Raw genomic sequence first — 12624 nt, forward strand, 5'->3', positions numbered from 1 at the left:
TTTTACAAGCGCTCAAAAATAGATGCAAGTTGAGAAACAATGTCAGATGCAGGGACTTCAAACGTTTCTTGTGTTTTACGCACTTTTACTTCGACAATGCCTTCAGAAGCTTTTTTTCCGACTGTTACACGAACAGGAAGCCCGATTAAATCAGCATCGGCAAATTTCACACCGGCACGTTCCGGACGATCATCAAACAACACTTCGTACCGCTCTTTTTGAAGCGATTGATAAAGTTGTTCCGCCAGTTCTCTTTGAACTTCATCTTTTGTATTGACCGCAATTAAATGTACATCGAACGGAGCAATTTGTTTAGGCCAAATAAAGCCTTTTTCATCATTAAATTGTTCTGCCACAGCTGAAACCGTTCTGGAGACTCCTATTCCATAGCATCCCATAATCATCGGTTGAGATTTTCCGTTTTCATCTAAATAGTAAGCCCCCATCGCTTCGCTATATCGCGTGCCAAGCTTAAACACGTGGCCGACTTCAATTCCTTTCGCAAATCGAATCGTTCCTTTTCCATCCGGAGAAGGGTCGCCTTCTTGAATAAAACGTAAATCTGTATAGGCTGTCACTTGAAAATCTCTTTCCGGATTCACATTGACAAAATGCCATCCATCTTCATTCGCACCACAAACTCCGTTGACAATAGCTTGGACTGCATGATCGGCAATCACTTGAATACCTTCTTTTACTTCTACAGGTCCGAGTGAACCAATAGGACAGCCTAAAACGGATTTCACTTCTTCGGGACTAGCCAATTCCACTACACTTGCCTGAAAATAATTTTTTACCTTGACGTCATTTACTTCGTGGTCTCCACGTACAAGCACAAGTACGTACTTATCATCCACTTTGAAAAGAAGCGTTTTAATGCAGCGTGTTTCTTCTACGTTTAACAACTTTGAAACTTCTTCAATCGTTTTGGCATTTGGTGTGGAAACTTTCTGCCTTTCTTTTAACGGTTCATCCGGTTTTTCGTATGTAGACACTACCGGCGCCATTTCTATGTTTGCTGCATAATCAGACGAGTCGGAGTAAGCAATAGTGTCTTCACCGATTTCAGAGAGCACCATAAATTCGTGCGTATCTTTTCCACCCATGGCCCCAGAATCGGCAATAACAGCACGAAAGTTCAATCCTAATCTCCTGAAAATATTAGAATAAGCTTGAAAAATACGATCATAGACTTCATCTAAACTTTGTGTATTAGAATGAAAAGAATAAGCGTCTTTCATGATAAATTCCCTGCCGCGAAGCAGTCCAAAACGAGGACGCTTTTCATCACGAAATTTCGTTTGAATTTGATAAACGATGAGCGGCAAGCGTTTATATGATTTGATTTCATCACGAACAATGCTTGTAACGACTTCTTCATGAGTCGGTCCTAGTGCGAATTCGCGGTCATGCCGATCTTTTAAACGCATAAGCTCCGGGCCATATGTATACCATCTTCCGGATTCTTGCCATAATTCAGCTTGTTGCAGGCTGGGCATCAACATTTCGACTGCTCCGGCTGCATCCATTTCTTGACGTACAATTTCTTCTACTTTCTTTAAAACTCTCTTCCCTAAAGGCAAAAAAGTATAAATTCCACTTGCTGTTTGGCGGATAAATCCCGCTCTAAGTAAAAGCTGATGGCTTTTTGTTTCCGCATCAGCAGGAATTTCTCTCATAGTTGGTATAAGCGTTTGACTTTGTCTCATCTTTAGCACCCCATCATTTCTAATACTTCTATCTTGTTTCAAATATCGCTGCTTCCTGCAGGGAGTCTCCTCATCAGGCAACAAACGATCGATCATTTTTTCATACATCCATGATTTTTCTATTGGTCGTGAATAAACTTTCAAACTTATTCTTTCGTTTCATCGCCTTTTGAGGAATTTTCATTTCGATTATGAAGCATTGATTTATAAAAAGAATCGTTGGATGTCATTCCATGTTACCACAATCATCAGCAGCATTAATAGAGCAAATCCGATAAAATGAACAAGTCCTTCTTTCTGTTGATCGATCGGTTTTCCTCTAACCGCTTCAATGGCAAAAAACATCAAACGGCCTCCATCCAACGCCGGAATGGGAAGCAAGTTCATAATGCCAATGTTAATACTTAGCACTCCCGCCCATTTGATCAAATAAATAATTCCTGATTTGGCGACGGTTTCGGTGGATGCGTAAATACCAACAGGTCCTGACAGCATGTTAATGGAAAAACCGCCCGTGATAAGTTTCCCTAACAAGTGAAAGATCTCAACGGTCCAAGAATACGTTTCTTCAGCCGCATAAGTAATAGTGCCGAACACTGACTTCTCAACAGGGTTATAAACGCCAATAACCCCAATCGTTTTCCCATCGATTTTCTTTGCTTCGGGAGTTACAGGAACTTCCAGCGTTTTCTTGCCTCGTTCTATGCTGAAACGAAGTTCTTGTTCCGGATGTTTTTGAATAATGGACACAATATCGTTCCAGCTGTTCGTTTCTTTTCCATTTATGCTCAGTACAACATCGCCTTCTTTTAAACCAGCTTGTTTTGCAGCGCCATTATCCGTTAATTTCCCCAATTCAGGTTGATTGGTTGGAACTCCTTGCAAGGCGGCAATTAACAAAAAGGCAATAAACGCTAAAACAAAATTCATCATAGGTCCGGCAAAAATCGTCATCGCTCTTTTGCCAAGAGACTTGGAAGCAAATTGACGGTCTAAAGGCGCAATTTGCGTTTCCATGCCATTTTCAACGATAACTGCTTCTCGATGGACAGGAAAAGTTTTTAACTCTTCTTCGCCGTCTTCATAGCCACGGATCACCAACTCTTTTTCCAAGTCAGCGTACTCTACTTCCACTACTTTTGCATTCGAATAGCGGTCTTTTCGATTTAATATGATTTTCACCGCTTCTCCTTTGTCATTAAGGATGAGACCGGCGCGATAACCAGGTTTTAATTCAACCGTTTCCGCATCTTCGCCGGCCATTCTGACATATCCGCCGATCGGCAATAAACGAATCGTATAGACGGTTTCCCCTTTTTTGTGTGCAAAAATCTTCGGACCAAATCCAATGGCGAATTCACGACAAAGGATACCTGCTCTTTTAGCAAAAATAAAATGGCCAAATTCATGGAAAAACACGAGAGCTCCAAAAATCACAACAAAGGCTAAAATTGTACTCAAATGAATAACCACCTTTTTATAATAGTGAGTCGATAAATCGGCGTGTTTCTCGATCGATGCATTGAATGGATTCTAAATCCGGGTCTTTTATTAGTGTATGCCATTCTAGCGCTTTTCCGATTAATTCTTCAATTTTCAGGAAAGAAATTTTTCCATCCAAAAAGGCTTTTACTGCCACTTCGTTTGCCGCATTCAACACAGTAGGCATGCTGCCTCCCGCTTTTCCTGCCTCATAAGCAAATGCAAGACAACGAAAACGGTCAAAATCCACTTCTTCAAAATGAAGAGACCCAATGGCTGCTAAATTGAGCCGCTTTGTAACAGGTAATGGAAGCCTTTCAGGATAAGTTAAAGCATATTGAATTGGAACACGCATATCAGGAGTTCCGAGCTGAGCAATGACAGAATGGTCCTGATATTCTACCATAGAATGAATAATACTTTCACGATGAAGTATAACATCGATTTGTTCATATGGCATTTGAAAAAGCCAGTGTGCTTCAATGACTTCCAATCCTTTATTCATCATGGTAGCCGAATCAATGGTGATCTTGGCACCCATCGACCAATTCGGATGGTTCAAAGCTTCTTCACGAGTAACGTGCCGCAGCTCTTCTCTCGTTCGATCACGAAAACTTCCTCCTGAAGCCGTTAATATGAGCCTAGCAACATTTTGGCTGTTTTCACCTTGAAGACATTGGAAAATAGCCGAATGTTCGCTGTCCACAGGCAATATATCGACATGATATTTTTGGGCAGCTCTCATCACCAAATGGCCAGCTGTAACGAGTGTTTCCTTATTGGCCAAAGCAATTGTTTTCCCCGCTTTGATCGCTTCCAACGTTGGAATCAGTCCAACGCTCCCCATGACTGCATTGACAACCGTATCCGATTCAGAAAAAAGGGCTGTCTCCGTTAAACCTTTTTCTCCGTATACGAATTGAACGAAAGGAAATTCTCCTTTCAGCCTTAAAGCATCATCTTTCTCCAATACGGACACAAGCTTTGGAGAAAATTCTTTAATAATTTTTCGCGTTTCCTCTATATTTCGTCCGGCTGAAAAAGACGATAATCGGAAATAGTCTGAATGCTGCCGGATAATATCCAATGTTTGCCTTCCGATAGAACCGGTTGCCCCCAATAGACTGATGTTCTTCAAAAAACTCATCTCCTTCATATTGTTCCGCCGTCTTATATGATGTGAAAAATATGTATCAACGGCAGAACAAACAGCCAGCTGTCACAGCGATCTAAAATTCCGCCATGTCCAGGCAAAATATTCCCCGAATCCTTAATATTATAATGCCGCTTCAGTGCGGATTCAACCAAATCGCCAATTTGTCCAAAAACAGCCATCACGAGAGCCGCTATCAAGAGCTTCGCTAAAGACACCTCCAAATGGATCGAGAACGCAAAGACAAAAGCGACTACACAGGCGGAAAGAATGCCGCCAAAAAAACCTTCGACTGTTTTTTTTGGACTGATTTCAGGCCACAATTTTTTCTTTCCAAACGATCTTCCTATTAAATAGGCGCCGATGTCAGTCGCCCAAATGATAAACAACGCCAAAAATACATAAGCCACTCCCGCATTTCTCGTTTCGATTAAATAATAGAACCCGAACCCTACATACAGTGCGGAAAGAACTCCAAACGCCACATCATCAAATGTAAAACGATTTTTGGTAACGACTGTATACATTAAATAAATCAACACCAAGAAAAGCAAAAGTTCAAGCTTATGATACCCCCATTTTTCTATGAGGTTCTCATACCGATTCGGAATGAGCAATAGCCATAACATAATGAAAGGGATCACGCTTTCAAGCGACAATAGCCGAATTTGTTTCATTTTCAGTGCTTCATAAAGCCCCACGGACGCCATTAAATACGTTAATATTAGAAACGGCCATCCTCCATAAAGAACAATAGGCAAAAAGATGGCTGCCGCTATGACACCAGTTATAAATCGCTGTTTCATACGATTGACTCCTCACTTTTCTCCATACCAACTTTGATTACATACGCAGCTATTTCATAAAAAAATCCCTTTATCACCGAATTCATCTTTCTACGTTATCTCAGACAATACCATTTTTAAAATGATTTCAAATGATTTTTTCAAGCTCTTCTATGATCTTCATTCCTTGATCGATGATCACGAATCTTTACAAACCGCTTTGCTTGATCATCCTCTTTAGTAAATGGACATTATCCTAATCCACCAAAGCGGCGTGACCGTTTTTGATAAGATTCCACCGCTTCAAGAAAATGGTGTTCTGAAAAATCCGGCCAAAGAGTATCTGTAAACCATAGTTCCGTGTAGGCCAGCTGCCAAAGCATAAAGTTGCTTAAACGGATTTCCCCGCTTGTACGAATCAACAAATCCGGATCAGGCAGCTGTTTCGTCATTAAATAGCGGGAAAAAGTTTCCTCATTTAAAAGCTTTTCGTTCATTACGCCGTTTTTAATGTCTTCCAGTACATGATGGACGGCTTCCATAATTTCTGCTCTGCTTCCATAATTCAAGGCAAAATTGAGAATAAGCCCGTTATTCTGTTTTGTATCATTGATCGCTTTTTTAATGGCATCTACCGTATAGGAAGGCAATTGCTGTTGGTTGCCCATCATTTGCACTTTTACATTTTCTTCAACCAGTTCTGGCAAAAACGTTCCAAGAAACTCTTGGGGAAGCTTCATTAAATAGTCCACTTCCTTTTTGGGACGTTTCCAATTTTCGGTTGAGAAAGCGTAAAGGGTTAATGCTTTCACGCCTAAACGATTGGCGAGCCGAGTGATTTTGCGAACGGTTTTCATTCCCTCGTGATGACCGGCAATTCTCGGTAAGGCGCGTTTTCTCGCCCATCTTCCATTTCCATCCATAATGATGGCGACGTGGCTGGGAATGGGGCCTTTTTTAACAATCTCCATTCGTTCTTCCAGTGAGAGATTGTTATGGGTTTTCCAAAGCTTGTTTTTATTAATCATATAACATCCTCCACTTCGCATCCTTACCAATCATTTATCGCGATAAGCGCTCATTGGTGTTTATTTTTCACACGGTGCAAATCTATAATACCAAAAACTTGTGACAGTATCTCTATTAATTACCGATCTTCCTCATTTTTTCGATGGAATTTCACAATCCATCCCAGCGATAGACACATCAATAAAAACGAAGTATGTATATAACGGAAAAACCCCCTTTTGGCAAGAGGGTTTTCACACGATCAAACTTCCATAATTTCTTTTTCTTTCTTTTTCGCCATGTCGTCAATCTTTTTCACATGTTCATCGGTAATCTTTTGGACATCTTCTGTATAGCCGCGTAAATCGTCCTCTGTAATTTCCCCGTTCTTCTCTAATTTTTTCAAATCTTCGTTTGCATCCCTGCGAACATTCCGTACTGCTACTTTCGCTTCTTCCGCTTCTTTTCGCACTAATTTCACTAATTCTTTGCGGCGTTCTTCGGTAAGCGGCGGAATCGTGATGCGAATGACGCTGCCATCGCTCGTAGGCGTCAATCCAAGATCCGATTTTAAAATCGCTTTTTCCACTTCTCCGACAACGGATTTGTCATAAGGCTGAATGACGAGCAATCTAGCCTCCGGAACTGAAATTGATGCCAGTTGATTCACCGGTGTAGGTGCTCCATAGTAATCCACTACTACTTTATCAAGCAGCGATGCGTTTGCACGCCCTGCCCGAATCGTCGCCAATTCCCTGGATAAAGCTTGAATTGCTTTTGACATTTTGTCTTTCGCTTGCTCAATCACTTGTTTTGTCATTCGGCTTTCCCCCTTATCATCGTTCCAATGGATTCTCCTAAAACAGCCTTTTTAATATTGCCTTTTTCCATAATAGAGAATACAATGAGCGGTATATCATTGTCCATACATAACGAGGAAGCAGTGGAGTCCATTACGGCCAGACCTTCTTTTAACATATCCAGATAGGAAATCTGATCGTATTTCACAGCCGATTTATCTACTTTTGGATCTGCAGAGTAAACACCATCCACATTATTTTTGGCCATTAAGATGACTTCTGCTTCAATTTCCGCCGCACGCAACGCAGCCGTCGTATCCGTAGAGAAATAAGGGTTTCCGGTGCCGGCGGCAAAAATCACAACCCGTTTCTTTTCCAAATGGCGAATGGCTCTTCTTCTTATATAAGGTTCCGCCACCTGTCTCATTTCAATGGAAGTTTGTACACGAGTTTCAATTCCAAGCTGCTCTAAGCTGTCTTGAAGCGCCATTGAATTCATAACCGTTGCCAACATTCCCATATAATCAGCGGTGGCACGATCCATTCCCATTTCGCTACCGGTTTTCCCGCGCCAAATATTTCCTCCCCCAACGACTACTGCCACTTCGACACCAAGTTCAGCAATTTCTTTCACTTGTTCCGCAATGGATTTCACGACTTCCGGGTGAATGCCAAAGCCCCGATCTCCAGCCAGCGCTTCACCGCTTAATTTTAATACAACACGTTTATATTTTGGAACGCTCATAAGAACCTCCGTATGTAAATCACTAGTTTTTTCGTTTAGCTGTGTACCCTCTTATTTAATGTCATGTCATTCTGAAAAAAAGGGAACACATTGTGTTCCCTCTATTCCCTCGATTTCCGAGAACAAAAAACATTCATCTTGTTTTCAAATAAGGCATAGTGAGTATCTTCTCACTCAGATATTCTTGGAAAGTTCGAAATTATTTTTTCATTTGATTCATTACTTCTTCAGCGAAGTTTTCTTGGCGTTTTTCAATTCCTTCTCCTACTTCGAAACGCACAAAATCTTTGACAGTTGCACCTTTAGATTCAACGAATTGGCGAACTTTTTGATCAGGGTTTTTAACAAAGGATTGTTCAAGCAGACAAATTTCTTCGAAGAATTTGTTAAGACGTCCTTCAACCATTTTTTCAACAATTTTTTCAGGTTTTCCTTCATTGAGAGCTTGCTGTTTTAAAACTTGACGTTCGTGCTCTACTTCTTCTTGCGGCACTTGGTCGCGAGAAACGTATTTTGGATTCAAGGCAGCAGCATGCATAGCTACATCTTTTGCTACACTTTCATCCGTCGTTCCACTTAAGAGCGCAAGAACGCCGATTCGTCCACCCATATGCAAATATTCACCAAAAACTTCATTTTCGCCTTTCGTCTTCACTTCGAAACGGCGAAGAGTTAATTTTTCACCGATTTTAGCGATGGCTTCATTGATGTATTCACTTACTTTTGCGCCATTTTCCATCGTTTGGTCAAGAGCTTCTTCGACAGTTTTTGGTTCATTTTTCAAAATATGTTGAGCCAATTCTCTTACGAGATTTTGGAAGCTTTCGTTTTTAGCCACGAAATCTGTTTCGGAGTTGACTTCTAAAATAACGGCTTTATTTCCTTCGCTTAACAGATAAGTTGTTCCTTCAGCTGCTACGCGGTCAGCTTTTTTGGCAGCTTTGGCCATTCCTTTTTCACGAAGAAAATCGATCGCTTTTTCCATATCGCCATTCGTTTCTGTCAGCGCTTTTTTGCAATCCATCATGCCGGCGCCCGTTTTTTCACGTAATTCTTTTACCATTTGCGCAGTAATTGCCATCTTTTTTTCCTCCTTAAGAATATATGTACTAAGCCGCAATAGCCGAAACAGCCATTCAGCTTTTGATTTCACCGTAAAATTTCTTAAAAAAAGGTGATAAGGGCCTTCCCTCTTATCACCTTTTCATTTTTATCTTGATTGGCGCTGGAGCTTATTCAGCAGCAACTTCTGCCGTTTCAGAAACTTCAGCTGTTTCTTCACCTTGTTTAGCTTCTAAAATAGCATCCGCCATTTTTGAAGTCAGAAGTTTAACAGCGCGAATCGCATCGTCATTCGCAGGAATGACATAATCAATTTCATCCGGATCACAGTTCGTATCAACAATACCGATAATCGGAATATTCAATTTCCGTGCTTCTGCTACTGCGATACGTTCTTTGCGTGGATCGATCACAAACAAAGCGTCAGGAAGTTCTTTCATATCTTTAATGCCGCCAAGAAATTTCACAAGGCGTTCATGTTCTTTTTTCAGCTGAACGACTTCTTTTTTAGGCAATACATCGAATGTGCCGTCTTCTTCCATTCTTTCGATGTCTTTCAGACGTTGAACACGTTTTTGAATCGTTTGGAAGTTGGTTAACGTTCCACCGAGCCAACGATGATTTACATAATACATCCCGGAACGCTCTGCTTCTTCTTTTACGGATTCTTGTGCTTGTTTTTTCGTACCAACAAAAAGAACTTTTCCGCCGTTAGCAGCCAATTCTTTAACGAATTGATAAGCTTCTTCTACTTTCTTCACGGTTTTTTGAAGATCGATAATATAGATGCCGTTGCGTTCTTGGAAAATGTATTTTTTCATTTTCGGATTCCAACGGCGTGTTTGGTGTCCAAAATGCACACCTGCTTCTAATAATTGTTTCATAGAAATAACAGACATTTTTTCTTTCCTCCTATGGGTTATTATCCTCCGTCCTCTTCATATTTAAACAGAGACTGACAAAAATCAGCACCCTCTGATTAAATCCGAGAACGTGTGTATTCACACCAAAAGTTACTATATCATAATCAAATCTAACTATCAAGCTTATCATTGCCCATTTGTTCGAAATTTTAAAAGCAGTTGTATTTCTGTTGTACCTTTATTTAATTTATGCGCAATTTCTTCAATCGTTAAACCCTTTTTTTGTAAAAACAATACATTTTCATATAAGTCGTCTTCCGTCCAATCCAATATGTCCATCTCCGTTTTGGATTCTTTAGGCCCAACGACCGACGGTTCTTGCTGGTATTTTTTCAACGCTTCTTTTTTCGAAACGATAGGCTGTTTGGACTGGGTCCATTTCCGTTCATCCTGTTTCGACTGAATCTCGAAACTTTCCTTTTTATGCTTATGATGCGGCTGTTTGGCCTCTATGGACGATATTTTTTTCAGAAATGCTTCATTTTCATCTTTCATTTGAAGAAGATAGGTTGATAACATTTCTTCCGTATCTTGAATCATTTTTTCTTGCTCCTCTTTTAATCCGAAAAGGCGGTTTTGTCTCATGTAAAGGAGCACAACAGCAAACAGTGTGATGACATTAAAAATAATGGATATGAAAAACAAAAAAGTTGACACCATGATTCCCACCTGAATTTCAATTCTTTTAGCAGCGAAAAGGGATGCCGCTGACTTTTTTTAGCTTGTTCCGCAATTTAAAAAGAGCTTTCGAATGGATCTGTGAAATTCGTGAAGTGGAAAGATTCAGAATCTCTCCAATTTCAGTCAATGTTAACTCCTCCTGATAAAATAGGCTCAGCACTAATTTTTCTTTCTCAGACAATCCCGCAATTTCACGGGATAACTCTTGGATTAACTCCTCTTTGACAACCTCTTCTTCAGGAGTAGAGATTCGGTCATCTTTGATATCGTAGCCTTTTCCATCCATTTCCTCTTGATCTTTTATTTGATCGTCCATCGATAATATGTTGGCCGTATAATATTCTGCCATGATTTGTTGAAGTTCCTCTTCGCTCATGTCTAGTTCGTTTGCGACTTCTTCCGCTGTGACATGTCTTAAAAATTGCTGCTCTAATTCTTCGATTTTGGCTTCGATTTTTTTCGCTTTTTCCCTCGTCCCTCTTGGAAGCCAGTCCTCTTTTCTGAGCCCATCTAATATCGCTCCTCTAATACGAAAAGAAGCGTATGTATCAAACTTTAAATCTCTGGACGGATCAAATTTTGTCAACGCATCCACCAAGCCTAAAAATCCGAGGCTTTTGAGTTCATCCCGGCTTACATTTTTCGGCATGTGAACAGAGAGGCGCTGAACATGATAACTGACAAGCGGAGTATATCGTTTGACAAGCAAATCCCCGGCATCCGGATCTCTTGATGTAAGCCATAAATCCCACCATTTTTTCTCCTCTACAAGTTGTACATCTATCATGATTCTCCTCCTCGAATGTTTCCCAGGGAAGTTTGTGATTCATAGCGAGGCTGATATTCGGTTTCGTACAACCATCATTTGTTTGCCTGAATGAATGCGGTAAAAATAGCAGAAAATAGATGATCTTTATTGCGACGGATGTGATTTCGAAACAAACAACAGTCGAGCGAAGCGAATGCAAAATCGTCTATTGCTCTTTGAGACAGTATCCGAGTATACGAAATGATAATACATCTAGTATTCTACTATTTTTTCGATCAGAAGTTTCCTTTTCCCGTCACACACATCTAAAATAACGAACCCTTTCGTCGCCCCTACACTTCGCTTAAAGACGGGCTTCTTTCGAAAAATGTTAAATGATGGACACGCCTTTATTCACGGTTCTGATTTCCAAAAGGCCAGTGGAAGGATCAAACTCAATGGTTCTTCCACTGTTTCCGCCAACGTCCTCGGCTACGATGGGAATATGTTCTCTGTTCAATTGTTTTTTCACTGCCTCGACATTTCTCGGTCCGATTCTCATTATTTCATTTTTGGACGAGAATTGGAACATTTGTGCTCCTCCGGCAATTTTTGCTTTTAATCGTTTACGCAGCGCACCTTCGTTGATTAACATATCCGTTAATTGGGGAATAGCTGTATCAGCAAATTTGGCTTTATTGAATGTTTCCGTCTTGGCAAGCGAAGAATCCGGCAGCATAATATGAGCCAACCCGCCAATTTTTGTTTTTTCATCAAATATGACAATTCCAACGCAAGAACCTAAACCAGCCGTTCGAATTCGATCGGGTGGGCGCACCACATTTAAATCAGCGATACCTACTTTAATGACTTTTACCGTCTCATTCATCTAGCGGCACTCCCAATGCATCCAAAACTTTCCAAAAGGAATTCGGGTCAGGCAAGAGAAAAAAATGTCCTTTCACGGAATCAGAGGCTTTTCCATCTGCTTCTTTCAAAGTCGTGTCAATAAAAATGGCATAATCGCTGTATTGGGATATTTCAAACAATCCATCACTCATTACGGCTCCCACCATATCAATGGCCAAGGCGGGTACGGACGGAAAAACATGCAGACCCGTAAAATCTCCCAAAGCAGACAAATACGAACCGGACAAAATATTTCCTAATTCTTGAAGCGCCGATAATGCCATTTCCGAATAGGGCGGATGGTCAAAAGAAAAAGATTGGTCGCCAGTCAGCTTTTGTATAAAAAGTGCTGCCTGTTCCAGCTGGAGGACGAAAAACATGCTTCCTTCAATATCTCCTTCAATCCGCAAAAAAACGCTTGCTACAATGTTGTCCGGTCCGCCCGCCATTTCCATCACTTCATTAAAGTGAAGAATTTGTACAGTGGGAACCACCATATTTATTTTTTTATTCATCAAAGTGGACAAAGCAGTGGCTGCATGGCCCGCCCCGATATTTCCAATTTCCTTGAACGTGTCTAAATGAGCGTTTTGTATCCGATCTAAGTAACTCATCAGCT

Annotated in this window: 13 protein-coding genes; all 13 read right to left on the minus strand. The window is 40.7% G+C overall.

The features are described from left to right. Positions 1-2: 2 nt before the first annotated feature. The 13 genes from N1I87_RS10615 to N1I87_RS10675 all read right to left on the minus strand — a co-directional run bounded on the left by N1I87_RS10615 (position 3) and on the right by N1I87_RS10675 (position 12619). A complete protein-coding gene (locus tag N1I87_RS10615) occupies positions 3-1709 on the minus strand; it encodes a proline--tRNA ligase (RefSeq protein WP_048623187.1) in 1707 nt (568 codons plus the stop codon). A 204-nt stretch (positions 1710-1913) separates the two neighbouring features. Beyond that, positions 1914-3170, minus strand: a complete 1257-nt coding sequence (rseP, locus tag N1I87_RS10620) for an RIP metalloprotease RseP (protein WP_341101638.1) — start codon at positions 3168-3170, stop codon at positions 1914-1916. A 16-nt stretch (positions 3171-3186) separates the two neighbouring features. Then, the gene (gene dxr / locus N1I87_RS10625; RefSeq protein ID WP_040341512.1) at positions 3187-4329 is read right to left on the minus strand and encodes a 1-deoxy-D-xylulose-5-phosphate reductoisomerase; all 1143 of its coding nucleotides are present in this window, start codon (positions 4327-4329) and stop codon (positions 3187-3189) included. Positions 4330-4361: 32 nt separating this feature from the next. Continuing rightward, positions 4362-5150: a phosphatidate cytidylyltransferase gene (locus tag N1I87_RS10630; RefSeq protein WP_341101639.1), complete on the minus strand. Its 789-nt coding sequence runs from the start codon at positions 5148-5150 to the stop codon at positions 4362-4364. 230 nt (positions 5151-5380) lie between these two features. Further along, positions 5381-6157 (minus strand): isoprenyl transferase, encoded by a 777-nt coding sequence (locus tag N1I87_RS10635; protein WP_048623184.1) that lies wholly within the window; start codon positions 6155-6157, stop codon positions 5381-5383. Positions 6158-6399: 242 nt separating this feature from the next. Continuing rightward, positions 6400-6957 carry a ribosome recycling factor gene (gene frr, locus N1I87_RS10640; RefSeq protein WP_003354612.1) on the minus strand — a complete coding sequence of 186 codons (558 nt, stop codon included), beginning with the start codon at positions 6955-6957 and terminating at the stop codon, positions 6400-6402. Further along, the gene (pyrH, locus tag N1I87_RS10645) at positions 6954-7682 is read right to left on the minus strand and encodes a UMP kinase (protein ID WP_048623183.1); all 729 of its coding nucleotides are present in this window, start codon (positions 7680-7682) and stop codon (positions 6954-6956) included. Before pyrH ends, frr begins: the two co-directional genes overlap by 4 nt. A gap of 199 nt (positions 7683-7881) precedes the next feature. Continuing rightward, entirely contained in the window at positions 7882-8763 is an 882-nt protein-coding gene (gene tsf / locus N1I87_RS10650; protein ID WP_341101641.1) for a translation elongation factor Ts, read from the minus strand. Positions 8764-8914: 151 nt separating this feature from the next. Continuing rightward, positions 8915-9643, minus strand: coding sequence for a 30S ribosomal protein S2 (gene rpsB, locus N1I87_RS10655; RefSeq protein WP_003354609.1), 729 nt, complete (start codon positions 9641-9643; stop codon positions 8915-8917). Positions 9644-9793: 150 nt separating this feature from the next. Beyond that, positions 9794-10327 carry a hypothetical protein gene (locus tag N1I87_RS10660; RefSeq protein ID WP_341101643.1) on the minus strand — a complete coding sequence of 178 codons (534 nt, stop codon included), beginning with the start codon at positions 10325-10327 and terminating at the stop codon, positions 9794-9796. A 25-nt stretch (positions 10328-10352) separates the two neighbouring features. Further along, positions 10353-11135, minus strand: coding sequence for a FliA/WhiG family RNA polymerase sigma factor (locus N1I87_RS10665; RefSeq protein ID WP_341101645.1), 783 nt, complete (start codon positions 11133-11135; stop codon positions 10353-10355). Between the two features lie 352 nt (positions 11136-11487). Beyond that, positions 11488-11985 (minus strand): chemotaxis protein CheD, encoded by a 498-nt coding sequence (locus N1I87_RS10670; protein WP_003354605.1) that lies wholly within the window; start codon positions 11983-11985, stop codon positions 11488-11490. After that, positions 11978-12619 (minus strand): chemotaxis protein CheC, encoded by a 642-nt coding sequence (locus N1I87_RS10675; protein WP_341101646.1) that lies wholly within the window; start codon positions 12617-12619, stop codon positions 11978-11980. Before N1I87_RS10675 ends, N1I87_RS10670 begins: the two co-directional genes overlap by 8 nt. Positions 12620-12624 lie beyond the last annotated feature (5 nt).

The organism is Bacillus sp. FSL W8-0102, assembly GCF_038007225.1.
In the GTDB taxonomy this organism is placed as follows: domain Bacteria; phylum Bacillota; class Bacilli; order Bacillales; family DSM-4216; genus Bacillus_O; species Bacillus_O smithii.

Excerpts from the sequence above, each read along its gene's own strand:
- N1I87_RS10615 (WP_048623187.1), bottom strand. The coding sequence starts at position 1,709 with ATGAGACAAAGTCAAACGCTTATACCAACTATGAGAGAAATTCCTGCT.
- N1I87_RS10630 (WP_341101639.1), bottom strand. The coding sequence starts at position 5,150 with ATGAAACAGCGATTTATAACTGGTGTCATAGCGGCAGCCATCTTTTTG.
- N1I87_RS10635 (WP_048623184.1), bottom strand. The coding sequence starts at position 6,157 with ATGATTAATAAAAACAAGCTTTGGAAAACCCATAACAATCTCTCACTG.
- frr (WP_003354612.1), bottom strand. The coding sequence starts at position 6,957 with ATGACAAAACAAGTGATTGAGCAAGCGAAAGACAAAATGTCAAAAGCA.
- pyrH (WP_048623183.1), bottom strand. The coding sequence starts at position 7,682 with ATGAGCGTTCCAAAATATAAACGTGTTGTATTAAAATTAAGCGGTGAA.
- tsf (WP_341101641.1), bottom strand. The coding sequence starts at position 8,763 with ATGGCAATTACTGCGCAAATGGTAAAAGAATTACGTGAAAAAACGGGC.
- rpsB (WP_003354609.1), bottom strand. The coding sequence starts at position 9,643 with ATGTCTGTTATTTCTATGAAACAATTATTAGAAGCAGGTGTGCATTTT.
- N1I87_RS10660 (WP_341101643.1), bottom strand. The coding sequence starts at position 10,327 with ATGGTGTCAACTTTTTTGTTTTTCATATCCATTATTTTTAATGTCATC.
- N1I87_RS10665 (WP_341101645.1), bottom strand. The coding sequence starts at position 11,135 with ATGATAGATGTACAACTTGTAGAGGAGAAAAAATGGTGGGATTTATGG.
- N1I87_RS10670 (WP_003354605.1), bottom strand. The coding sequence starts at position 11,985 with ATGAATGAGACGGTAAAAGTCATTAAAGTAGGTATCGCTGATTTAAAT.
- N1I87_RS10675 (WP_341101646.1), bottom strand. The coding sequence starts at position 12,619 with ATGAGTTACTTAGATCGGATACAAAACGCTCATTTAGACACGTTCAAG.